Source organism: Flagellimonas lutimaris (assembly GCF_003581615.1).
Lineage (GTDB): Bacteria > Bacteroidota > Bacteroidia > Flavobacteriales > Flavobacteriaceae > Flagellimonas > Flagellimonas lutimaris.
This window is the reverse complement of the sequence record NZ_QXFH01000070.1, coordinates 848460-873863: the sequence shown is the minus strand read 5'-3', so window position 1 is coordinate 873863 and position 25404 is coordinate 848460. Positions and strand designations below refer to the sequence as shown.

The following is a 25404-nucleotide window of genomic DNA, read 5'->3' as shown; positions in this document are numbered from 1 at the left end:
TATTCTTAAAGATGTTCAGTCAAACTGTGATGCGAATCGATCAGTGGACCTCCATTCATAATTTCTTCTGAAGCTTGACTTGCAAACTTGTCAAAGTTGATGTGGAACGAGTGTGCCAATTGTATCGCTTTGCTCACATAAGCTCCTTTTTGTAACCAAGTATTCATCGGATCCAAAATTTCCGTTGGAACGCCTGGACAATATTTTGGCATAAATAGGCCAAATATTGGATGCGTATCAAAATCTACATCGTCCAGTTTGCCCTCAAGAATGGCAGATATCATCGCTCTTGTATATTTAAGCTTGATTCTGGACCCTACTCCATAAGGTCCTCCACTCCATCCAGTATTGATCAACCAAACATTAACACCTGAAGCTTTCATTTTTTCGCTCAACATTTCAGCATAAACGGTTGGGTGCAAAGGCATAAATGGTTCTCCAAAACACGCAGAGAACGATGGAACGGGCTCAGTTATACCAGCTTCTGTTCCAGCAACCTTGGCCGTATAACCAGAGATAAAATGGTAAGCTGCTTGGCCGGGCGTCAATTTGGATACCGGAGGCAACACCCCAAATGCATCACAAGTTAAGAAAAAGATATTTTTAGGGTTTGATGCATAAGAAGGTTCTTGAATATTGTCGATATGAAAAATAGGATAACTCACCCTTGTGTTTTGGGTAATGGAACTATCAAAATAATCCACTTCCTTTGTTCCTTCCTTAAACACTACATTTTCCAACAATGCCCCGGGTCGGATAGCCCGGTAAATATCGGGTTCTTTTTCTTCGGTAAGATCAATTACCTTGGCGTAACATCCTCCTTCAAAATTAAAAATAGTGTCTTCCTTGGTCCACCCATGTTCATCGTCACCAATCAACTTTCTGTCTGGATCTGCCGACAAGGTGGTTTTTCCCGTTCCTGATAGTCCAAAGAAAATAGCAGTATCTCCATCCTCTCCAACATTCGCGGAGCAGTGCATTGGAAGAACTTCTTTTTCGGTTGGAAGGATAAGGTTAAGAGCAGAGAAAATACCTTTTTTCATTTCTCCGGTATAGGCAGAACCAGCTACCAACGCAATTTTTTTGGTGAAATTGAGAATAGAAAAATTTCCGCTCAATATGCCATATTCAGATGGATTTTGGGCTTCATAACCTGGAGCACACAATACCAGCCACTCTTCTTCAAAATTTTCCAATTCACTCTCGTCCAACCTTAAAAACATGTTTTTAATGAAGTAATTGGACCATGGATATTCTGTAATAGTCCTCACGTTCATTCTATATTTTGGGTCGGCACATACGTAGGCATCCCTTACGAAAACTTCCTTACCGTCTAGGTAATTCGTCACTTCATCATAAAGTTTATCGAAATTCTCCGGCGAAACAGGTTTGTTGATCCTACCCCACCAAATTTTATCTTTGGTATAGTCATCCTTTACTAAAAATCGGTCCTTTGGAGATCTTCCTGTGAACTTTCCTGTATTTACACAAAGGGTCCCGTTTTCGGTTTCGACCCCCATGTCTTTTTCCAGTGTTAGTTTTTGTAAAGTCTCGGCATCGAGATTCCATTGTGCTTGGACATTTTTCAATCCATACTTGCTTAAGTCTTTGATTGTGGTCATATCAGTGATTTTTGATGGTTAGAAGCTCCATATCCATGGAACCAATACTAATGTTGCTATAAAGAAAAGCAGGAGCAAAGGCCCACCTACTTTTACATAATCAATAAATTTATACCCTCCTGCTGCCATTACCATGGCATTGGTTGTGGTTCCTACAGGAGTTAAAAATGCCGTAGAGGCGCTTACGGCCACTGCAATCATAAATGGTTTTGGCGAGACCCCTAAGGTCATCGATGCCATTACCGCAATTGGAGCCATTAATACTGCTGTTGCCGAGTTGTTAATGGTTTGACTAAAGGCTGCTGTCAATAAAAATATACCTGCCAACAATGCTACCGGATGTATACTTCCCAATGTATTCACCAAACTATTGGCCGCCAATTGTGCCACACCCGTTTTTTGCAATGCCAGTCCCATTGGAATCATGGCTGCAATCATAACAACGCTTGTCCAACTGATTCCTTTGTAGGCTTTGGAAATGGGCACACAGCCCGTCAACATCATAATTCCGGCACAAACAAGTGCTGCAATTGCACCTGGCAAAATATTGAATACCAAAAGCAGAATCATCAACACCAAAGTTCCCAAAGCAATATAACTTCTAGTGGTCAATTGGTCCACATTTTTGGCCAATGCTTCTGGACTACCTGAAATAACCAAGTTTTCGTACATGGATTTCAGTGCTATAATATTTTCCCATTGTCCGCGAATCACGAAGGCATCACCTGCTTTAATCTTTATCTTACCTGTCAGCGGGGCGTTGTCTCTTGATACTGCTAAAAGTTGTACTCCCGCCTGTCTCAGATAATGTCCCAAATTAATGGTCTTGCCCACAAAAACGGATTTAGGGGTAATGAGCATCTCTGCCATACCCACCTCTTGGTTGATAAGCTCTTTTTTGAGCATGTCCTTTTCAGGTTTTAGCGGTATAACCCCCAAGTGAAACTTTAGTACAAGTTTATCCACATCTTCTGGCTTGCCTTTCACTGTAATAATGTCGTGATAGCGCATTTCGGTATCCAACCCGGGCATTTCTACAAATTGTGGAATTCTGTGAAGTTTGTTAGGATGTCTACGTTTTAAACGCATAACGGAAACTCTATGTTCCCCCTCAAAATTCCAGTCTCCTATTTTGGTATTGATCAATTGCGACATGGACCTAATACGCAATCGATACAGATTATCACCAATACTGTAATTCTCTATCCATTTATGCATTTCTTGATCAATGGCCATCGGCTTATTGTTTGTCCTATGTGTAGGCAATAACTTGTAGCCAACATACCTAAAATAAAGAACGGAAATGATAAGAAGTGGCACTCCAATCAATCCAAATTCAAAGAACGAAAAACCTGCAAACCCATTCTCGACCAAAGCGTTGCTCACAATAATATTGGGTGGCGTACCAGTTAATGTTAGCAAACCTCCCGTATTTGAGCCAAAAGCCACGGGAATCAATAATTTAGACGGCAGTGTGCCCGCATTCCAGGCAGCAGTGACCGTAACGGGAAGCAATGCGGCCACGGTACCTGTATTACTCACAAAACCGGAAAGCAAACTGGATCCTAATGTTACAATGACCAATAAACGTGACACATTTCTTCGTGCCCATTTTACAAAAAATTGTCCAGCCATGGCAGTCCATCCTGTCCTGGAAAGCCCTTCACCAATAATAAATAAAGCGGCTATCATGATAACCGTCGGATTGCTAAATCCAGCTAAAGTCTCACTGAGATTCAATATCCCAGTTAGAAAAAGAGAGAGCATAGCTATAAGGGCTACTACATCGGGAGGAAACTTCCCCCAAACAAATAAAATAATGGTAATACCTAAAATAATCAGCAGTGGCAGCATGCTTAGAGGTAAAAGTTTAGTCCAGGGCCAATACTGGAATCTCCGAGTGCAAGGTCAAAAGTTTGGTCAATCGACCTTCAGATGGCTCACTCTTTTCCGTATGGTTTCGTGGCAATATGGTTAACATGTCAATGTTTTTCTCAGTAATATAATTCAATATTCCCTGTTCCACATCATCATTTTTACTAAAAGAGTGGTCTTCATAAAAATGTTCCAAATAGTATTCCAACAGATTTTCATTCGACTCCTTAATGGCCTCCTCATCATAAATGGAATCTTTGTAAATGGTCAGGGCATGGACGCGCGCATCAAAAGTACGTGCGATATCCAATAGAGTTTCCAAAACCTCTTTATCATCGATTTTTTCGCCACCCATTACCAAAGCAATATTTTTGGGTTCCTTAATACTTGTTCCATAAGGAACTGATATTACAGGGCAATTGGCTTTCAAAACCAATTGTGAAGTGTTGGTAATCGCTTCATCCGTAATTTTATCGCCCATGGTCCCCATCATGATCAAATCTGCATTGCTCTTTTCTTGGGCCGACAGAATGGTACTAATCACTTCACCTGTATCCGTAGTAAATTCCGGAGCAACTTTCAATTTCACATCAAAAGAATTCATCACTTTGGAAAAATCCTTTTCCAACTTTTCATTATCCGTTTCACTTATGGGCATAGTACCCACATAAAGGCCCAAAATACCTATGGAACGTCCTGTTCCCACGAAATTGACCACATATTCCAAGGCATTGATGGATGCCTCTGAAAAATCAAAAGGAATTAATATTTTATTTAAACTGCTCATACCTATTTTAATTATCGGTTTTAATTATCTATCCAAAAGTAGAATCGACCCTTGACGTAAAACATGACAGAAGTCAGATTTCCCAACTTTTCTATGATATTAGCAAAAAATCCGCCCTTATAAAAGTCTAACAAGTTATTTTTTTGATATCATAATGGCTATATTTAAAATCAGTAAAATAATGCAACATCAAATATGGATTTAGTAATTGGCATAGATATCGGAGGAACCAAAACCAAAATTGGGTTGGTTGATGAACATGGTGAATGCTATGAAAAAACATTTTTTAGAACCAAAGAATATCCAAACCTGGATGCCTATCTGGATAAAGTAAAATCTACTTGTGATGAGCTTATAGCACAGTTTGGAGAAGGCGCCAACATTATTGGGTGTGGCATCGGGGCACCCAATGCCTCTAGCAAAAATGGCACTATTGAAAGTGCAAGCAATTTAGCTTGGAAAGGAAGTGTACCCTTGGTTAAGCTTTTAAAACAAAGGATGGACATGCCCATTCGCATTATGAACGATGCCAGTGCAGCTGCATTGGGCGAAATGCTCTTTGGAGGGGCAAAGGGTATGACCGATTTTATTGTAGTGACCTTAGGTACCGGTTTTGGGGCAGGAATTGTGGCCAATGGGCAACTCATAGATGGATTTGATGGTTTTGCGGGGGAATTGGGCCATGTAGATATGACCATTGGAGACGGCAGGTTAACAGGACTTGGGGTAAAAGGAGGATTAGAGGCCTATGTATCCGCCACCGGGTTAAAACGGACTGTTATGTACATGCAGAGCAAATATTTGGTGGAGAGTAGGTTCAGAGACATCGCTTATAACGACCTCCATGGCGAGGACATTACCCAAGCCGCAGAAGAAGGTGACGAAATCGCCTTAAAGGCCTTTGATTATACCGCCCGTATAATGGCACAGGCGTTAGCCAACTTTACAGCTTTTACGCAACCCGAAGCTTTTATTTTAATGGGCGGACTTACCAATAGCGGCAAATGGATCATGACGCCTTTAGAAAAGTATTTTAATGGTTTTCTTTTGGATGTATACAAAGGAAAAGTAAAGCTTATACACTCAAGTATGCACGGCAAAACGGCTGCTATTTGTGGTGCAGCGGCCCTAATCTGGGAAGATAAAAAGAAAAAATAGGTGCAAAACACCTTGTTTTCTCAAAAAAAAGGTTAGCCTATGACAAGTATCATACTCTACCATTCATTTTAATGAAAAACTTTGTACTCCAACAATCCAAAACCATAGATTATGGGGTATGCAAAGTATTTTACTGGATTGCTTTGTTCCATAGTATTTTCAGTCCTTTTTGTCCAACCTCTTCATACCCAAAATTCTGATGAAAACGAATACGGTTCTTGGTTGGCGCTGTGCGGCACTACGAAACTTCATGAAGATTGGAGCATACCTACGGTAGGAATCATTCGACATCACCATATGTTGGACAGATATGGTTTTTTCTTTTTCAGGACAGGGGCTTCCTATCGCATTAGCAAAGCCTCTTCCTTTACAGGTGGTTTTGCCTTGCTCAACTCGAACTCTTATCTGGAACCAAACGATGTAATCAATACCAACCAATTTTGGATTTATGGAGAATACACTTTAAAATCCAAGTTTAATGATAATTCAATAGCACATCGGTTACGATTGGAAAACCGAAGACTGATCAATACAGAAGACCCTAAGGTTAACAATAGAATTAGGTATCGCCTTCAATTTAAAAGGCCTATATATAAAGATGTTTATTTTAAGGCTTTTGATGAGGTCTTTCTTAATGTAGAGGGCAATGTTTTTAATCAAAATAGAATCTTTGTAGGGGTGGGACGCCAAATCACACCAAGTTTAAAAGCAGACATCGGATACTTTAATCGAAAGTTTAGAAATTCCAGTGAAGATATGATCCGGTTAAGTCTTTCCTTCAATATTGATCTCACCAAAAATGATTTGGCCCAAAACTCTGATTAAAAACATAAGTCATTCATAACTAATATGTTTCCATCTATATACAAACCTGATTATTATCATATTTTTTGATTTTCAACAAAGTTACCTTTAACCTAGTTAAATAGTAAAAGTCATGAAACCAAAAAAGAACCCAAACGCCGAAATTGGACGCAATAGCAGTCTTTATTTCATGATAGGACTAACTTCGGTATTGTTCATGACATGGCAATCATTCGAAGTAAAGTTCTATGAAGAGGAATCCAAAGTTTCAGAAGTCGTACAAGTAACCGATGAGCTTAAGGAAGATGTACCCATCACGGAAATGATACGAACTGCCCCACCACCTCCACCCCCATCGGCTCCCGATGTAATTGAAATTGTGGAAGATGTGGACGACGTGGAAGAAACTGTAATCGAAAGTACCGAGAGCAGCCAAGAAACCTTCATTGAAGATGCCGTTGTAAGTATTGAAGATGTTAATGTGGCAGAGGTCGAAGAAGATGTAGTAGTTCCTTTTGCGGTGATTGAATATGTACCTGTTTTCCCTGGATGTGAAGACTTACAAACCCAAGCAGAGCGCAAGGAATGTTTTAACAAAAAAGTGCAGGAACATATTAAGAAGAACTTTAAATACCCCGCATCTGCTTTAGAAATGGGTATAACAGGCAGAGTTTACTTGCAGTTTGTAATAGATTCCAAAGGGCATGTAAGCAATATACAAAAAAGAGGCCCCGATAAACTATTGGAAAAAGAAGCCGTGCGCATTATAGCTTCTTTACCAGAGGTAAAACCAGGGGAACAACGCGGAAAACCCGTAAGTGTCAAATACAGTATTCCAATCAATTTTGTAATGGCAAACAATTAACATTATCCAATTTAAGAAAAAGGTCCAAGAATTAACTTGGGCCTTTTTTATTTATTGATCCAAATTGTATCCTTATACTCCTCGAACTTAGAAGCACTCTCCCTGTTCTTGGCTATTAAGTGGGATCTGTCAAATCTTCTTGCCCTGTAACCCAATAAGTGCAGAAAGGACTTGGCAAAAAAGCGGGCGACCCGTTGGTCCACCACCAAAGTATCCTTCTCATCATCTCCCCATTCAACCCCGGGCAGTTTGACTAAAAGATGATCTACTTTAAACCTTCTTAATTCCTTTGACAACCATAATGACAGTTTAGGTATTGGACGTATGAAGTAAAAGCCTTCATTCCCTTGATCCTGGTAGAGTGGCATAAAAATTTGTCGCTTCTTTGTTGTTTTTAACTGAACACCATCAACAAGAGCCAAGTTCCCACCTTTTGGAACTATTTGAAAATTTATAAATCCCGGGAACATTTTAAAATTGCTTTTTGGACCAATATCATGCTGATGGTATATTTCATAAAATTTATGGGGAGCAGAACTGGAGTTGGAAATTGCATCCTTTAGCTGTCGCTGTTTTTCTTCCGAAACATTCACAGATTGAGTCAACGCCAAAGTATAGCGAATAAATTCAATACAATTTTCCACCGCCTCGTCATCATCGTGCTGTCCGCTTTCAAAACCTAGGGAAACATAACCCAACTCATTGATATAGCTCAACAAGGCACCCTTTAAATATTCTTCTATTCCCAATATAATGGGCAAAGGATAGTTAGACGCATATTTACGGTTCAACAAGCTATCGTTGAGAACCATAAAAGGAGACGTATCGCTCGATGTAGTATGAAGATCCATGAAATAGAACGGAGGGGCACCTGTATCCAGTATATTATGTAGCATACGGAATAATTGGCTCAGCTCCTCCTCTTCATTATGCTTAATTTCCCTGTTATGGACAATGCGCTCAATCCTTTCCTGAAACCAAATTCTATTCAAATCCTCATGTTGAAATCGCTGCTTGCTTTCTAAGGCTCCCAAATTTCCAGAAATAGCATATACTTTACCATTTACCGGTATTTTCTTGGACCTAATCTCCTCAAACACATCTTTTAAAGCAAAAACACCAGCTGTCTCATTCCCGTGGACACCACCAAAGAAAACCACCGTGGGTCCGCCTTTTTCGCCCTTTATATAATCGATTACCCGATCAACTTCCAAGGTTTCATCCAATGCTATGCTGTGAACTAAAGACATGGCTATAAATCTACTTTACTGATGATTCCAACCGTATGGGTATCCACACATACCGGCAAACATCCTATTTGGTGTTCTTCCATTATTTTTTGGGCGGTTTCTATTTCTGTTCTGGGCTCCACAGTTATAACATCTTTAACCATAATATCAGATACCCTAGCTTCTTTTTTGTCCAATTTTTCAAACTTTTCGATATGGCTCCATGTAAGCAAGCCAACCAACTCCCCCTTTCCGTTTTCTACGGGTATGTGGTGAATGTTGTTCCACTGCATAATAGCTATAGCCAAGTTGGCATAATCATCCTCATATAGCTTCAATAGTTTTGTTGACATAATCTGTCTTACCCAATGGAACGATTCCTTAGTTTTGGCCATACCCTTTATAGGCTTCCATTGATGAACGGGAACGTCGCTCTCTTGGTTATTGTGCATTGCCTTGGTTAGTTGTACAATTGCACTGTCCTGTTTCATCTGTTTTTTAAGTTCCCTAAAATTTTTGATTTGCCACTCGGCACCTGTACCATTTTTGATTCTGTCCTCGATTACCCCTAATAACCTATTGATGTCATCTTCATCAATATTAAATTTTCGCAATCCATTGTATGCTATCGGCAAGAGTTCATCTGTGATCATTTTTTTTACAGTCATGGTTTTGTCCATCCAAGAAAATACAGTATGTCTTCCACTCATGGCGGCTCTGATAAAATTGAGTTTGGCCATCTTAAAATCCATAATATTGGACATATCATCGTACTTCTTTGGTCTTCCGGCCATAAGGCCAACCCAAAAGGCAAAATTGGCCATTTCATCAATAACGGTTGGACCAGATGGGATATATCGATTTTCAATTCTTAAATGGGGCTTCCCATTCCCAACTCCATAGCATGGTCGATTCCATCGATATACAGTGCTATTGAACAGACTTAATGCTTCAAGCTTTGGTATTTTTCCTTGCTGTAAAAGGTCCAAAGAGTTATTTTCAATGGGTTTGGTCAGCAAAATTCGATGGGTTGAAATATCCTTCTTAAAAATCTCGGCTACAGAATCCTTTTGCCAGGATTCACCAAAACCCACTCTAGCCACCTGCTCCTTTACCGCTTTTGTCCAAACCCGTGTATCCAAACTTTGCTGGAACAAAGCTATCCGGGTTTCTCTCCATAATTCTTTTCCCAAAAGGAGCGGAGAGTTACAACAAACTCCCAATACTGGTCCGGAAATAGCCTGGGCCCAATTATAGCTTTTGATAAAATCTTTTGGGGGTATTTGTAAATGGAGCTGAAAACTGGTATTACAAGCTTCAAACAGTACAGAATCATGGTGAAGTGATAGTTCATCGGCACCTTTGATTCTCACTGTAAAATCATCACCTCTCCATGCTGTTAAAACTTCATTGATTCTATAATATCTGGGGATTGGTGTCATAAAATCCATACCAAGCTCATCCTTGCTGATCGTGGGAAGTATCCCTGTCAATATAACCTTGGAATTGTATTTATCGGCGGACTTTTTCACCTTGCCCAACAATCCTCTTAATTGTTGCTCCATGGTTGTAAAGCAATCTTTTTCCAAAGTATAAGGGTCAAGGTTGGCTTCAATATTATACGTGGCAAACTCGGTGGTAAAATGGGAATCGTCAACATCCTTTAATATGTCCAATGAGTTTGGTGATGGTCTGTAATCATCCCTTATCAAACACATTTCTTGTTCGGCACCAATACGGACAATATCGTCCTCTACCAATCCCTCTTTGATCATGTACTCCAAGGCTTGGATATCATCGATAAGATGTTGTACAAAAACTTTCCGTTCCTCTTCTCCAAATGAGCTTTTCTTGATATGTTCTCCCATAGAATTAAATTTAAGAGCAAGTCAAAATCATTTAAAGATACGATGTCGGCAACACGAAAAACATGATACTCATCAGGCACATAATTAGAGTCCGATTCTTTTTACATCGCAACACTGACAATTATCATGTTTTTTGCAGGCTATCAAAAGTAATTTTGAACTATAATGAAATGGTATGTAGCTTATGTGCGAATTAGTTCAAAAATATAATGTTCCTGGCCCTCGATATACGAGTTACCCGACTGTACCATATTGGGATTTGGAAACTTTTTCAGGAAAAAAATGGAAATCCAGTGTACTAAAAGCTTTTGGGGAAAGTCCCGAAGAAGGAATCAGTGTTTATATACACTTACCCTTTTGTGAAAGTATGTGCACCTTTTGTGGATGCCATAAACGCATAACAAAACGACACGAAGTAGAACGGCCGTATATAAATGCGGTGTTAAAAGAATGGGAATTATACGTTGACTTAATGGGTTCCAAACCTGTTATAAAGGAACTACATTTAGGTGGTGGCACGCCCACTTTTTTTTCTCCAGAAAACTTAAAAATACTGATTGAGGGCATTGTTCGCCTGAGTAAAAAAACGGATGAAATTGAATTCAGTTTTGAAGGTCATCCCAACAACACTACCAAAGAACATTTACAAGCACTTTACGATGTAGGGTTTAGAAGAGTGTGTTTTGGTGTCCAGGATTATAACCTCACTGTTCAACGTGCGATAAATAGAATACAGCCCTTTGAAAATGTGAAAAACGTTACTGATTGGGCCAGGGAGATTGGCTACACATCGGTAGGACACGATATTATTTATGGTCTGCCATTTCAGGAAAGTGCCGACGTGGAGAAAACTATTATGAAGACCAATGCCATAAAACCGGATAGAATTGCTTTTTACAGCTATGCACATGTGCCTTGGCTAAAAGGAAACGGACAAAGAGGTTATAAAGAATCCGACCTTCCCTCATCCGAAGAGAAAAAGTCACAATACGAAATGGGAAAAAGGATGCTTAGCGAGTTTGGTTACAAAGATGTTGGGATGGATCATTTTGCCTTACCCACCGATAGTTTGTACAAAGCTTTGGAAACAGGAACGCTACATAGGAACTTTATGGGCTATACACCTTCCAAAACCAAACTAATGGTTGGTTTAGGAGTATCGAGCATTAGCGATAGTTGGTATGGTTTTGCCCAGAACGTAAAAAACGTGGAAGAATACGAAAATTTGGTTTCACATGGAGTTATCCCTATTTTTAGGGGGCACATTCTTAATGCAGAAGACGAAATCTTAAGAAGGCATATCCTCAACATCATGTGTCAATTCGAGACCACATGGGACGTAGAGGAAGAACGAATAGTTGATTTTGAAAATATTTTGGCCAACCTATCGGAATTGGAAACGGATGGATTGGTCGAAATTAACGGCACAAATATTAAAGTGACCGACAAAGGAAGACCTTTTGTAAGAAACATAAGTATGGCATTTGACTTAAAAATGCATCGAAAAAAACCAAATACCCGAATATTTTCCATGACCGTTTAACCTAAAAAAGCAATAAAATGAAAAGTATAATCGTACCGGTTGATTTCTCAAATCAATCTGAAAAAGCCCTTAAAGTAGCTGCTTCCCTTGCGAAGCAACACAAGGCAGACCTATTGGTCCTCCATATGTTGGAGCTTTCTCCTGCCATTATGGGAGAATCAGGATATATATCCCAAGAACAGGTGGTTCACCTCATAAAACTTGGCGAACAACGATTTACGGACTTTTTGGACAAACCTTATTTAAAGGATATCAAAGTAGTTCCGGTAATAAAACACTATAAAGTGTTCAGCGAAGTGGCCGAAGTGGCCGCTAAACACAATGCAGACCTTATTGTAATGGGCTCGCATGGTGCAGATGGACTTCAAGAGATCTTTATAGGATCAAACACCGAACGTGTTGTTAGAACTTCTGATGTCCCCGTATTGGTAATCAAAGGAGATATCGAAGATTTCAAACCAACTAATTTTGTGTTCGCTTCCGATTTTGAAGAAGAAAGTGTTCCTGCCTTAAAGAAAGCCAAAGCAATGGCCGATTTATTAAAATCCAAGCTTCATTTGGTGTACATAAACACTCCTGGGGATGAATTCCTGAGCAATAATGATGCAAATGAAAAGATCTCTAAATTTTTAAAAGCTGCCAACGTAGGCATGGAAGTAAAAATATATAACGACTACACTGTTGAAAAAGGTGTTCTTAACTATAGTGAGCGAGTATCCGCCGACCTTATCGGTATTCCAACACATGGTAGAAGAGGCTTATCACACTTCTTTATGGGAAGTATTGGTGAAGATATTGCCAACCATTCCGAAGCACCTGTGATAACCTTTAAAATTTGATGGATTGCATTTTTGATTGGTTTCATGCGATTCAAAAAAAGGGGGGCAATTTTAAAATTGCCCCCTTTTTTATTGTGATTAATTTTTATAAATCCTAACCATGAAATCTTTCATAGGCTGCTTTTTCCAGTGCTTCCCGATGATCTGGATGTGCAATGGAAATTAAAGCTTCGGCCCGTTGATGCAGGTTTTTCCCAAAAAGATTCACCACACCATATTCCGTTGCTACGTAGTGCATGTGGGCACGAGTTGTTGTCACCCCTGCACCCTGTTTTAAAAATGGTGTTATTTTGGAAACACCTTTTTTTGTAGTAGATGACATGGCTATTATGGGCTTTCCTCCTTTTGAAAGGGATGCCCCTCTCATAAAATCCATTTGCCCGCCCACTCCGGAGAATTGATATCCTCCAATGGTATCCGCACAAACTTGACCCGTAAGATCAATTTCTATAGCACTATTAATAGCGGTCGCTTTCGGGTTTCTTCGGATTCTGGCCGTATCGTTGGTATAACCGGAGTCCCTAAAATCACATATCGGATTATCATCAATAAAATCATATAGCTTTCGGGAACCCACTGCAAAGCAGCTTACAATTTTACCACGTTTTACCGCTTTTTCCTTTCCGTTTATAACGCCACTTTCCAACAAAGGCAACACCCCATCAGAAAACATTTCGGTATGAATTCCCAAATTTTTATGGTTTCCCAAATTGGATAGTACCGCATTGGGTATGTTTCCAATTCCCATTTGGAGGGTAGCACCATCTTCAATCAACGATGCCACATGCCTACCTATTTCATGTTCCACTTCTGATATTTCGGTCGGATTATGTTCGTGAATAGGCCTATCTACTTCAATGGCAAATTCTATTTCGTCCACATGAACAATGCCAGTACCATGTGTTCGGGGTACTTGGGGGTTTATCTGCGCTACAATTTTTTTGGCGGTTCTAACCGCAGGTAATGCGACATCAACGGATACTCCCAGTGAACAATATCCATGTTTATCTGGAGGTGACACCTGAACAAAGGCCACATCCAATGGAAGATATTCGTCGGTGAACAACCATGGTATTTCACTTAAAAACACAGGAATATAGTCGCCCATGTAGGTGTTTACAAAGTTTCTTACGTTGCCCCCGACAAAACAGGCGTTCAAAGTAAAGGCATCGGAATAGGGTTTTCTGGTATACTTCGCATCTCCTTCGGTGTGGATGGAAATAATCTCGACATTTTCAAGTTCATCATACCTATCGCATAAGGCATCGATCAATTCGTTTGGGGTCATGGCCGCCCCTTGGAAAAAGACTCGGTCTCCTGATTTAACACTTGCTACCGCCTCTTTCACTGATGTTATTTTCATTGTGGATTTGATTTTTAGGGTTGATGGCATTCTATGGTCGCCGTTACTGAATCTGCAGGTGCTTGTTTGGGGGAAACATAGGGTATTCCCAATCCAAGTCCACGTACAATAAACAAAATACCTATGATGACCACAAATACCGGTATCAATTTCTGTATCTTAAATTTGATGGAACTACTGAACATTCCTTTGGAATAGACCACCAAGGACATCAAAGGAACTGTTCCCAGACCAAAAATCATCATGTAAAGACCTCCTTCCAACGGGCTCCCCATGGCAATGGCTCCCAAAAGGGCCATATACACAAGACCGCAAGGCAAAAAGCCGTTCAAGAAACCAATGGTCAAAAAGGTATCGGGGGTCTTTTTTTTAAGTTCAGCACCCAATTTGGATTTCACCTTACCGATAATAGAATAGATAGGTGATAAAAATTTATGACCGTTCAAGTACTTCCCTGGAATCAGTACTAAAAGAATCATAAGTACACCGATACCAATGGATAGTTTTTGCTGAATCCCGAAAAGGGACAAGCCCTTGCCCAAAAGTCCAAAAAGGACTCCAATGACACCATAAGCCAACAATCTTCCGAAATGGTAGATGGACAACTGTGTGGTCTTCTTTAGATTATTTTTTTGATCCAAAGGCAGCATAAAGGCGATTGGCCCACACATACCCAAGCAGTGCAAGCTTCCCAAAAGCCCCAAAACCAACGCGGATGTCAACATGATCAGTAGACCAATTTTTGTTTATGCAAAAAGGAATTACCTTCGTATTCCCAGTTTATGGAAATGTCCCAGCGACCGTCTACCAAGCGATTGTCAGGTATGAGCAAATGTGTTTTGGACAAACTTATAGAAAAGTTAGTATCCAAGTGCTTGTTAGACGGTCTATATAGGGACACTGTTCCACTTATTTTTTTGGGGTCGAAACGCTCTGGAAAATATATCACCAAACCCTTTTCAGTTTTTTCAACCTTTAGGTTGGCATTCATTTCCGATGCTGTATTTGATGCATCGATTTCCTGCTGATAGGATAATTCTTTTTTATAGTATTCCTCCGTCACCAAATCGTGATTGGCACTATCATCAGTGCTCATCCTGAAGACGAAGTATAGAATGAAGGTTATAAAACCTATAAATGCCAAGACAATTCCCGTTCCCCAATTAATTTTCATTTCAATCTTTTTAATTATAACTCCTTGGCGCCAAAAACTGGGTCACCGTGGTTTCTATGAGTTTATCATCACTATAAACCCCTATCTCCAACTTATCCTTGTCTCCGTTCAATGCAGAGGCGTTAATCTCGATAAACAATGTTCCTTCTGCAATTTCTTCTGCTGGAACAGTAAAGCTGTCCTGGGACACCATTTTAATTTCTCCATTATGGGACATCAGTTCAAACCGAACATTTTCGATATCCTTTGTGGTCTTGTTCACCAATTTATAAGTGTAAACATTACTGATGATATTGTTCTCCTTACGCTCATATAACTGACCAGGTAAGCGTAGTACATTGGCCTCGACCTCGTTCCTCATGAACAACATTCCGATAAGAATACCTGTAAGTACCGCAAGTACAGCCGTATAACCCTTCATACGTGCCGTAAATTTGAATTTATTGTTGTTGGTTATCTCATCTTCACTAGCGTATCTAATCAACCCTTTAGGTTTATTGATACTGTCCATTATGTGATCGCACTCATCTATACAAGCTGTGCAGTTAACACATTCCAACTGTGTTCCATTACGAATGTCTATTCCGGTAGGGCATACATTCACACATTGAAAACAATCGATACAATCACCATGTCCAAGCGCTTCCCTATCTTCATTTTTTCTGAACTTCTTACGTCCGCTTTCACCTTCACCGCGTTTATGATCATAGGCTACCACGATGGATTTATCATCCAAAAGCACTCCTTGCAATCTACCGTAAGGGCAAGCAATAATACACACCTGTTCCCTAAACCAAGCAAAGATGAAATAAAACACTCCTGTAAAAATCAGCAATGGGACCATAGTACTCAAGTGCGCCATTGGACCATCTGTGATGTATGATAAGAGCTGGTCACTCCCGATCAAGTAGGCCAAGAACACATTGGCTATAAAAAAGGAAATGATGAAGAAAATGATCCACTTCAATACTCTTTTCCTAATCTTTTTACCCGTCCATGGAGCTTTGGCCAACCGCATTTGTGCTCCTCTATCCCCATCTATCCAATATTCAATACGTCGGAAGACCATTTCCAAAAATATGGTCTGGGGGCACATCCATCCACAAAAAATACGACCATAAGCAACTGTAAACAGTGCAATGAATATTACTCCAATAATCATGGACACGACCACCAAATGAAAATCCTGGGGCCAAAACGGAAGTCCAAATATATTGAACCGTCGATCCAATACATTGAACAATAAGAATTGGTGCCCGTTGATTTTAACAAACGGAGCTGCTATCAAGAAAATCAGCAAAAAGTAACTTACATACTTTCGGTAATCATAATACCGTCCACTGGGTTTCTTTGGAAAAATAAAATTCCGTTTACCTTCCTCTGTGATTGTGCCTATGGAATCCCTAAAGTTCTCTTCCATCGCATTTGTGGTTTATGGATAAATATTTGTCGCCTATGTGTCTCAAAGGACTAATTCATGGCAACTTCTGTAGAATCTACGGCCTGCTCCATTTCTTCCGGGGCAGTTCCTTCCGTTTCAGATTCTGTTCCATTGGATTCTTCGGGAGCATCTGGGTCTACCCAAATTTCTCCTTCAGGTTCCTTTGGATTGGCGGGTGTGGTACCGCCCAAAGTGATTACATAACTGGCAACCTGAGCCATTTCGGCAGGTTTTAGGGTTTGTTTCCAAGCAATCATACCCTTACCATCTCGACCACCTTCGGAAATTGTTGTAAAGATATTTTTGATTCCTCCTCCCAATATCCAGTGTTTGTCGGTCAGGTTTGGACCAATTCCACCACCTCCGTCAGCCATATGACAGGCCACACAATTGGCCTGAAAGATTTTCTCTCCTGCGGCCAAATCCGATTCATCGGATAGGAATTCAACCGTACTGGCATCTACCAAGTCTTTGGCGGTTCTTTTGTATTCTTCAATGGCCAATTGGGCAGCGGCTACTTCTTGTTCATATTCAAGTTCTTGGTCGTATTCGCCGATAACATGGAAACGAACCAAATAGACTACTGCAAAAACAATGGTCGCATAGAAAAGATATACCCACCATGGAGGTAGTACGTTATCCAACTCACGGATACCATCATAATTGTGGTCCAAGACTATTTCACCTTCACGCTCAATCGAGCGGCTTTTGGTAAGTCGTTTCATTAAGTTCTTGGCCCATGTCCATTCAAACTTCTTGTCTTTGGCTTCCAAGTAACGCTCTTTTCCTTCTTCTGAAAGGGTTTGAAACATGATATTCTCAATGGAAGCTAAAATCAGTTCTATGGCAATAAGAATCATCAATACCAACAGCATAAAAAACTGTGTGATCGGATATTCAATTATTGCAGGTTTATCACCAGAGTCTATAAAGAATTCCATCAATCCGAAGATTAAAAAGAATAAAACGGGGACTCGTATCCACCAAGGTGTTTTTGTGCTCATAATGTTATAGTTTGTTTTGTTGATCTTCGTTATCCAATGGCAGTTCGGACATCTCCCTTATGTGTTCTTTGGTAGCGGTAAACACCCACCAGAACAATAGAACAAAAAATACAAAGAAGATTAGTAGGGAAACCATGGGATAGTTGGCTATCCCATCGATGGTTTCCATATGTTCTTTTACAAATTTCAACATGGTTATTTGTTTTGAGATATAGTTTCTTCTGTTCCTTTAATTTTGATATCGGTACCCAATCGCTGCAGATAAGCAATCAAGGATACGATTTCACGATCTCGCATTTCCACAAAATCCAATCCGTTTTCCTCGGCGTATTTTTTATCCGCTTCATACGTCTTGGCGAATTCAGGGTCCGTGTAAAGGTTCTTTTCGATTTGCGCTGCTTGCTCTGCCATTGATTGCGGAGCATTGGCAATATCCTCTTCGGTATAAGGAACTCCAAGTTTTACCATGGTTTCCATTTTTGCCTGCACATCACTGCGGTCGTGCTCATCGGTAACCAACCATTCATAAGATGGCATGATTGAGCCGGCAGAAGTACTTTGCGGATCGTACATGTGGTTCAAGTGCCAGTTATCGGAATATTTACCGCCAACTCGCAATAAGTCAGGTCCAGTACGCTTACTACCCCATAGAAATGGGTGATCGTAGACAAACTCACCTGCCTTGGCATATTCTCCATAGCGTTCTACCTCGCTACGGAACGGTCTGATCATTTGTGAGTGACAGCCTACACATCCTTCTCTTATATAAAGGTCTCGACCTTCCAATTCCAGTGGTGTATAGGGTTTAACGCTGGTGATTGTCGGGATGTTGGATTTTACCAATATGGTTGGAATGATTTGAACCACACCTCCAATCAAAATGGCTACGGTGGCCAAGATGGTCAACTGAACCGGTTTTCTTTCCAACCAGTTGTGGAAAGTTTCACCTGCCACTCTTCTTTTGGCAACTCGTTCCAATGCTGGAGCTTCTGCTGCTTCGTCTTCTACTTTGCTACCAGACCTGATGGTCAACACAACATTGTAAAGCAAAACAAACATACCCAAGATATAAAGGGAACCTCCAATGGCCCTCATCCAGTACATTGGGATGATTTGGGTAACGGTCTCCAAGAAGTTACCGTATACCAAAGTACCATCTGGGTTGAATTCTTTCCACATGAGAGCTTGGGTGAATCCAGCTACATACATTGGAAGGGCATAAAGCACAATACCCAAGGTTCCAATCCAGAAGTGGAAATTCGCCAATCCTTTGGAGTGCAATTCTGTTTTGAACATTCGTGGCACCAACCAATAGATCATACCAAAGGTCAAGAACCCGTTCCAGGCCAAGGCACCTACGTGAACGTGTGCAATGATCCAGTCACTAAAGTGAGCAATCGCATTTACGTTTTTCAAAGAAAGCATGGGGCCTTCAAAAGTGGCCATACCATAACCGGTAATGGCAACCACCATGAATTTTAGGGTGGCATCGGTACGAACTTTATCCCATACCCCACGGAGTGTTAACAATCCGTTGATCATACCACCCCAAGAAGGTGCTATCAACATTATGGAGAACACCACACCAAGGTTCTGCGCCCAATCAGGCAAAGCAGAATATAACAAGTGGTGAGGACCTGCCCAGATATAAATGAATATCAGCGACCAGAAGTGGACAATGGAAAGTCTATAGGAATAAATGGGTCTGTTCGCGGCTTTTGGAACAAAGTAGTACATCAACCCCAAGAAAGGCGTAGTCAAGAAGAATGCCACTGCATTGTGACCGTACCACCACTGTACCAAGGCATCCTGTACACCTGCGTACACGGAATAACTTTTAAGTGCGGTCACTGGAAGCTCCAAGCTGTTAAAAATGTGCAGCACGGCTACCGTAACAAAGGTGGCCAAGTAGAACCAAATGGCCACATATAAGTGCCTTTGCCTTCTTTTTAAAATTGTACCGATCATGTTCCAACCAAAGACTACCCATACAACTGCAATGGCCAAATCAATCGGCCACTCCAGTTCGGCGTATTCTTTGGATGTAGTGTACCCAAGTGGTAACGTCAACGCGGCAGCGACAATAATCAATTGCCAACCCCAGAAGTTGATGTTACTCAGGGCATCACTGAACATTCTCGCTTTAAGCAAGCGTTGTAGGGAGTAATATACCCCTGCAAAAATCGCGTTCCCCACAAATGCAAAGATCACGGCATTGGTGTGCAATGGGCGTAAACGTCCAAAACTCAACCATGAGATACCTTCTGTAACATTGGGGAACAAAAACATAAAGGCCAACAAGAGACCTACCGACATACCTACCACGCCCCATAAAATGGTAGCGTATAAGAACTTTTGTACGATTTTGTTATCGTAGCGGAACTGTTGTATTTCCATATTTATTGGTTTGTACTTTTAGTTTGTTTGATTTCCTTTTTATTTAGATTTGATTCATCCTTGTCCTTGACCACCTCATCTTCAAACAACATTCTTACCGATGGGGTATAGGTATCATCGTATTGTCCGCTTTTTACCGAAAAAACAAAGGCTATAAAAAAGACTATGGCCACCGTTATGCTAATGGCCAGCAACACATAAATAACACTCATACCCTTGTTAAATTTGGGTTAAAACTACTGTGATGATATCCTTCAAAAAATGACATATATCAGCTTTCTAAAATTTTTAATTCTTTACCGAGATAATTTGTTGCCAAGGTTGTGAACACTACAATACTTATGGAGCTCAACGGCATCAGAATAGCGGCAATAACGGGCTGCAACTGACCTGTTACAGCAAAATATAATCCTACAATATTGTAGCAGAGCGATAGCAAAAAGCTCATTTTTATTATCCGAATGGACTTTTTGGACAGCTTAATGAACTTTGGCAGCATTCTCAACTTGCTAGCATCCAAAATTCCATCACAAGCTGGCGAAAACACGTTGATGTTTTCGGAAACGGCCAATCCCACATCACTTTGGGCCAAAGCCCCTGCATCGTTCAATCCATCGCCCACCATCAAAACTTTGTGGCTTTCTTGCAAACTTTTGATGTATTCCAGCTTGTTCTTCGGTTTTTGGTCGAACATCATTTTTGTCTTGACTGGAAGTGCTTTTTGCAACTGCTCCTTTTCCCCGTCATTATCACCGGAAAGAATGCCAAGTTCCAAATCAGTCCCTAGCTCCTCAAAAATTTGACTCATACCATCCCGATACGTATTCTTGAAAACAAAACGGCCTTTCACGTCCTCATCTGCACTTACATACACCGTGGTATTGGTCAAAGAATTTGCTTTATTCTCACCAACATAAGACGCCGAGCCAACTTTTATAGAGTGTTCATTATATTTTCCCTCAATGCCTTTTCCTGTATGCTCTTGGAATTCCTCAAGAGTCATTATGGCATTTGACTTTAAAATATTGTAGAGTGATCGGCTCAACGGGTGGTTAGATGCCCTTAAGGTTGTTTTTAAAAGGGCCGTCTCCTCTTCTGTAAGTTCCATCCCTTCATAGTGAATAGTATCTTTTATGTTTGTGGTGAGGGTTCCCGTTTTATCAAAAATAGCAGTGTCTATCTTTGACAATCTTTCAATGACATTGGTATTCTTCAAATAGAATTTATGCTTTCCAAAAATGCGGAGCATGTTCCCCAAGGTAAATGGAGCAGCCAAGGCAATGGCGCAAGGACAGGCAATGATCAATACGGAAGTGAATACATTCAGGGCCAAACTCGGATCCAAAATCAACCAAAAAAGAGTAGCCAAAGTGGCAATGCTCAAGACTGCTATGGTAAACCGTTTGCCAATACTATCGGTAAGGGTCTGGAATTGACTTGCTTTATCTTTGGAAAATACCGAGTTACCCCACAGCTGCGTTAAATAACTTTGGGAAACGGATTTTAATACCTCAACTTCCAAAACTCCCGAAAGTTGCTTTCCACCCGCAAACAGCTTTTCACCAGATTCTTTGAACACAGGTTCGGACTCACCGGTAACAAAACTATAATCAATTTCGGCCGTTCCTTTGATCAGGATACAGTCTACGGGTATAATCTCATGGCTTCGAATCAAAACCCTGTCCCCTACTTCAATATTATAGATTTGGATGTTTTCTTCTTCTCCATTTTTCTTCAAACGGGTAACGGCTATTGGGAAATAGGATTTGTAATCCCGCTCGAAAGATAGATAGGCATATGTTTTCTGCTGAAAAAATTTCCCTAATAACAGGAAGAATACCAAACCTGTGAGACTATCAAAAAAACCAGAGCCCAAATCAAAAACAATGTCCACCGTACTTCTGATAAAAAGAGTTAAAATACCCAGGGCAATTGGGACATCAATATTCAGCAATTTGGAACGAATGCCTTTATAGGCTGAAATAAAATAATCTTGAGCGGCATAGAATACAACGGGTAAGGAAAAGGCGAACATCAACCAACGAAAAACGTGTTTGTATTGATCCAGCCAAAACTCCTCTACCTCGAAATATTCAGGAAAGGAAAATAGCATCACATTGCCAAAGGCAAAACCTGCAAACCCCAATTTATAAATTAAGGAACGATCCACCTTTTTTCCCTTTTTGTTGTACTCCTCTAAAGAGATGTATGGTTCATAACCGATACTTCCCAACAAAAGCACTAACGCTTTTAGGGAGAAATCTTCAGTTTTATAAGTAACTCGAATGGTTTTCTTTGGGAAATCTACTTGCGAAAATGTAATGGCGGAATGTAGTTTGTTCAAGTTTTCCAATACCCAAATACAAGAACTACAATGGATTGTAGGAATACTTAAACTAACCACTTGGACGCCTTCTTCATTAAACTCCACCAATTGCTGTACAATTTCCTGGTTGTCCAAAAAATCGTATTTCTGGCGGATTTCGTTGGGTGTTGTTCCTGCCTTGCCCTCTATCTCATAAAAGGTGGACAGGCCGTTCGATGTAAAAATCTCGTAAACGGTTTTACAACCGTTACAACAAAAGTCTTCATCATCAAACCGCACACTACCCCTACCGCACTCGTCTCCACAATGATAACAGGTCGAGTCTGCCATTTCACATTTGCTTTACCTGATGCAAATTTGTAATACTATTCCCCTTAAAAATATGATAATTATCAGTAAATTGTGATTGTTTATCAACTATTTTTGTTGAATCAGGTAAACTAATTAATATGGAAAGCAGGTGTGAAAATTGTATAGTCCGACAGTTCAACTCGCTACGCGCGATGAGCAAAGAGGAGCTGAAAAAAGTCTCCGACTCCAAAACCACCAAAACGGTAAAAAAGGGTGAGCCTTTATTTGAAGAGGGCGATAAACTCAACGGCGTTTATTGTGTAAGAAATGGTGTTTCCAAGCTTTCCAAATTAAGTGCCAACGGAAAAGACCAAATTGTGAAATTGGCGAGCAAGGGGGAAGTTCTTGGTCAGCGCTCGGTTATTTCGCAAGAGAGCACCAATCTTTCTGCCATTGCCGTTGATGATATGGAGGTTTGCTTTATTCCTAAGGAAAGCATCAACAATACCCTTCAAAAAAATCCAAATTTCACTTTAGAGGTTTTGCGTCATATGGCCCATGACCTCAAAGAAGCAGACGATGTAATTGTCAATATTTCCCAAAAAACGGTAAAACAAAGAATGGCGGAAGCTTTTCTATACCTAAAGAACAATTTTGGAGAGGATGCCGATGGCTTTTTGGCCCTTACCCTGTCTCGAGAAGATATTTCCAATGTAGTGGGTACCGCTACGGAATCTGCAATTAGAATCATTTCAGAGTTCAAAAAGAAAGGCTTGATTCATACTTCGGGCAAAAAAATTGGCATTAAGGATGAACGCAAACTTTTGGAAATGGTTGAAGGCTTTTAGCCCATTTTTAAAAAGCTGACAATTGTCATAGTATCCCCTACCCCATAGGTCTAATTTTATGCATCATAATCTTAGTCAGATGCAAAAGATTTTAATACCTACGGATTTTTCGGAAAATGCATGGAATGCAATAGATTACGCCATGCAATTGTTCCGCAACAGGCGTTGTACTTTTTACCTGCTCAACACCTATACCCCTGTTATCCCCAGTAGCCGATTTATGGCAAAAATGATTGATGGAGTTCGCATTGTGGATGCGGTGAGGGAGAATTCTGAACGAGGATTGACCAATACCGTGGAACGGATAAAAACCAAATATGGCAATCCCAACCACAGTTTTGAGACCATTTCCTCCTTTAACCTTTTGGTAGAAGAGGTAAAGGATATCGTGGAGACTTTTGGAATCCATTTGGTAGTTACCGGAACCAAGGGTGCTTCTGGTGTGGACGAGGTATTTATGGGCAGTAATACGGTGCGGATTATAAAAAGCACCAAAAAATGTCCTGTTTTGGCCATTCCTTATCATTTTGAATACGTAACACCTTCGGAAATTGCTTTTGCCACAGATTTTAATCGATTTTACACCTCTTCCGAGCTATCTCCGCTTCTGGAGATGGCCAAAATGTTCAATGCAACCATCCGAATTGTTCATGTGCAGTACGGTATAAAAGCATTGACGGAACTGCAGCAGTTCAACTTAAATATGCTGCGACGCTATCTTGGTGATGTGGAACATTATGTTCATACGGTTTCCGAGCTAAATTCGGTTTCTCACACTTTGGAAACATTCTCTAAGGAATTGGATATCCATCTTTTAGCGATGTTGAATTATCAGCATAGTTATATGGAAAAGATGACACGTGAACCCATAATCAAAAGAACGGCGTTCCATACCCAGATACCCTTGTTGGTAATACCTGAATTGGGCATGGAAGGTGTTTCTACAGAAGCAAAAGAAGAAGAGGAAGTAGAGTCGCACAATTGATATTCGGTTGTTATCTTTATACCGTAAAAAACTCGGTATAAGGTAATTTATGGACAAACAACAATTAATTGACTGCCACGAACGGATAAAACCTTTTATCCATAATACTCCTGTGCTCACTTCCAGACTTATTAATGAGATAGCTGGTGCCGATTTGTACTTTAAATGCGAAAACTTTCAACGGATGGGTGCCTTTAAAATGCGCGGTGCCGCCAATGCCATAATGCAACTTACGGACGAGCAGAAACAAAATGGAGTCGTTACCCATTCTTCCGGTAATTTTGCACAAGCCCTATCCCTTTCTGCGCAAAGTTTAGGAGTAAAGGCCTATATCGTAATGCCAAATTCAGCGCCTAAGGTTAAAAAAGAAGCGGTCAAAGGATACGGTGGCATCTTGGTTGAGTGTGAATCTACCTTAGAGGCTCGGGAACGTGAATCTGATCGTATTGTAAAAGAACATGGAGCAACTTTTATTCACCCTTCGAATGATGACCATGTGATTTTAGGACAAGGAACAGCCTGCAAAGAACTATTGGAACTCCGACCAAGTCTTGATTATGTAGTTACTCCTGTTGGCGGTGGAGGATTGATTGCTGGAACAGCCTTGTCTGCCTATTATTTCGGAAACAATTGCAAAACCATAGGTGGAGAACCCTTTGAGGTGGATGATGCTTATCGGTCCTTGCAAAGTGGAAAAATAGAGACCAACACCACAACAAATACGATTGCAGATGGACTCAAAACCCAATTGGGTGATAGGAACTTTCCAATCATTCAAAAATTTGTGGACGAAATTGTTCGGGTAACAGAAGATGAAATCATTTCGGCCATGCGATTTATTTGGGAACGACTCAAAATTGTATGTGAACCTTCCAGTGCTGTTGCCCTAGCGGCGGTTCTTAAGAAAAAAGATGACTTAGCGAACAAAAAAGTGGGTATTATAATATCTGGCGGAAATGTTGACTTAAGCCATTTGCCCTTTTAA

22 protein-coding genes are annotated in these 25404 nt (G+C 40.4%); 8 read left to right on the top strand and 14 right to left on the bottom strand.

Annotated features, from left to right (window positions below):
- Positions 1–5: 5 nt before the first annotated feature.
- From pckA to D2V08_RS08355, 3 genes are read right to left on the bottom strand one after another with little or no spacing between them, the layout of a single operon-like run.
- A complete protein-coding gene (gene pckA, locus D2V08_RS08365) occupies positions 6–1622 on the bottom strand; it encodes a phosphoenolpyruvate carboxykinase (ATP) (RefSeq protein ID WP_119607578.1) in 1617 nt (538 codons plus the stop codon).
- A gap of 18 nt (positions 1623–1640) precedes the next feature.
- Positions 1641–3476 (bottom strand): SLC13 family permease, encoded by a 1836-nt coding sequence (locus tag D2V08_RS08360; protein ID WP_119607577.1) that lies wholly within the window; start codon positions 3474–3476, stop codon positions 1641–1643.
- Positions 3477–3492: 16 nt separating this feature from the next.
- The gene (locus D2V08_RS08355) at positions 3493–4284 is read right to left on the bottom strand and encodes a universal stress protein (protein ID WP_119607576.1); all 792 of its coding nucleotides are present in this window, start codon (positions 4282–4284) and stop codon (positions 3493–3495) included.
- Positions 4285–4479: 195 nt separating this feature from the next.
- On the opposite strand from D2V08_RS08355, the gene D2V08_RS08350 reads away from it, so the two are divergent.
- The 3 genes from D2V08_RS08350 (at position 4480) to D2V08_RS08340 (ending at position 7111) form a co-directional block, all read left to right on the top strand.
- Positions 4480–5442, top strand: coding sequence for an ROK family protein (locus D2V08_RS08350; RefSeq protein WP_119607575.1), 963 nt, complete (start codon positions 4480–4482; stop codon positions 5440–5442).
- Positions 5443–5553: 111 nt separating this feature from the next.
- Positions 5554–6267, top strand: coding sequence for a DUF2490 domain-containing protein (locus D2V08_RS08345; protein WP_119607574.1), 714 nt, complete (start codon positions 5554–5556; stop codon positions 6265–6267).
- A gap of 112 nt (positions 6268–6379) precedes the next feature.
- Positions 6380–7111, top strand: a complete 732-nt coding sequence (locus D2V08_RS08340) for an energy transducer TonB (RefSeq protein WP_119607573.1) — start codon at positions 6380–6382, stop codon at positions 7109–7111.
- 47 nt (positions 7112–7158) lie between these two features.
- On the opposite strand, the gene D2V08_RS08335 is transcribed toward D2V08_RS08340, so the two are convergent.
- Entirely contained in the window at positions 7159–8361 is a 1203-nt protein-coding gene (locus D2V08_RS08335) for a succinylglutamate desuccinylase/aspartoacylase family protein (protein WP_119607572.1), read from the bottom strand.
- Between the two features lie 2 nt (positions 8362–8363).
- Entirely contained in the window at positions 8364–10208 is a 1845-nt protein-coding gene (locus D2V08_RS08330; protein WP_119607571.1) for a CBS domain-containing protein, read from the bottom strand.
- Positions 10209–10392: 184 nt separating this feature from the next.
- Here D2V08_RS08330 and hemN point away from each other — a divergent pair, with 184 nt between their 5' ends.
- The gene (gene hemN / locus D2V08_RS08325) at positions 10393–11751 is read left to right on the top strand and encodes an oxygen-independent coproporphyrinogen III oxidase (RefSeq protein ID WP_119607570.1); all 1359 of its coding nucleotides are present in this window, start codon (positions 10393–10395) and stop codon (positions 11749–11751) included.
- Between the two features lie 17 nt (positions 11752–11768).
- Entirely contained in the window at positions 11769–12590 is an 822-nt protein-coding gene (locus D2V08_RS08320; RefSeq protein WP_119607569.1) for a universal stress protein, read from the top strand.
- Positions 12591–12684: 94 nt separating this feature from the next.
- Here D2V08_RS08320 and D2V08_RS08315 read toward each other — a convergent pair whose 3' ends face one another.
- From D2V08_RS08315 to D2V08_RS08275, 9 genes are read right to left on the bottom strand one after another with little or no spacing between them, the layout of a single operon-like run.
- Positions 12685–13953 (bottom strand): acetyl-CoA hydrolase/transferase family protein, encoded by a 1269-nt coding sequence (locus D2V08_RS08315; RefSeq protein ID WP_119607753.1) that lies wholly within the window; start codon positions 13951–13953, stop codon positions 12685–12687.
- Positions 13954–13967: 14 nt separating this feature from the next.
- A complete protein-coding gene (locus D2V08_RS08310) occupies positions 13968–14678 on the bottom strand; it encodes a sulfite exporter TauE/SafE family protein (protein ID WP_119607568.1) in 711 nt (236 codons plus the stop codon).
- Between the two features lie 2 nt (positions 14679–14680).
- Complete coding sequence (locus tag D2V08_RS08305; protein WP_119607567.1) at positions 14681–15127, bottom strand: FixH family protein; 447 nt, start codon at positions 15125–15127, stop codon at positions 14681–14683.
- Between the two features lie 10 nt (positions 15128–15137).
- Positions 15138–16547 (bottom strand): cytochrome c oxidase accessory protein CcoG, encoded by a 1410-nt coding sequence (ccoG, locus tag D2V08_RS08300; RefSeq protein ID WP_119607566.1) that lies wholly within the window; start codon positions 16545–16547, stop codon positions 15138–15140.
- A gap of 50 nt (positions 16548–16597) precedes the next feature.
- Entirely contained in the window at positions 16598–17572 is a 975-nt protein-coding gene (locus D2V08_RS08295; protein WP_119607565.1) for a cbb3-type cytochrome c oxidase N-terminal domain-containing protein, read from the bottom strand.
- A gap of 4 nt (positions 17573–17576) precedes the next feature.
- Positions 17577–17765 carry a CcoQ/FixQ family Cbb3-type cytochrome c oxidase assembly chaperone gene (locus D2V08_RS08290; protein ID WP_119607564.1) on the bottom strand — a complete coding sequence of 63 codons (189 nt, stop codon included), beginning with the start codon at positions 17763–17765 and terminating at the stop codon, positions 17577–17579.
- A gap of 2 nt (positions 17766–17767) precedes the next feature.
- A complete protein-coding gene (ccoN, locus tag D2V08_RS08285) occupies positions 17768–19969 on the bottom strand; it encodes a cytochrome-c oxidase, cbb3-type subunit I (protein WP_119607563.1) in 2202 nt (733 codons plus the stop codon).
- 2 nt (positions 19970–19971) lie between these two features.
- Positions 19972–20181, bottom strand: a complete 210-nt coding sequence (gene ccoS / locus D2V08_RS08280; protein ID WP_119607562.1) for a cbb3-type cytochrome oxidase assembly protein CcoS — start codon at positions 20179–20181, stop codon at positions 19972–19974.
- A 59-nt stretch (positions 20182–20240) separates the two neighbouring features.
- The gene (locus D2V08_RS08275; protein ID WP_119607561.1) at positions 20241–22625 is read right to left on the bottom strand and encodes a heavy metal translocating P-type ATPase; all 2385 of its coding nucleotides are present in this window, start codon (positions 22623–22625) and stop codon (positions 20241–20243) included.
- A gap of 173 nt (positions 22626–22798) precedes the next feature.
- Here D2V08_RS08275 and D2V08_RS08270 point away from each other — a divergent pair, with 173 nt between their 5' ends.
- From D2V08_RS08270 to D2V08_RS08260, 3 genes are all read left to right on the top strand, one after another.
- Entirely contained in the window at positions 22799–23434 is a 636-nt protein-coding gene (locus D2V08_RS08270; RefSeq protein ID WP_245980540.1) for a Crp/Fnr family transcriptional regulator, read from the top strand.
- 79 nt (positions 23435–23513) lie between these two features.
- Complete coding sequence (locus tag D2V08_RS08265; protein ID WP_119607559.1) at positions 23514–24419, top strand: universal stress protein; 906 nt, start codon at positions 23514–23516, stop codon at positions 24417–24419.
- 49 nt (positions 24420–24468) lie between these two features.
- Complete coding sequence (locus D2V08_RS08260) at positions 24469–25404, top strand: threonine ammonia-lyase (RefSeq protein WP_119607558.1); 936 nt, start codon at positions 24469–24471, stop codon at positions 25402–25404.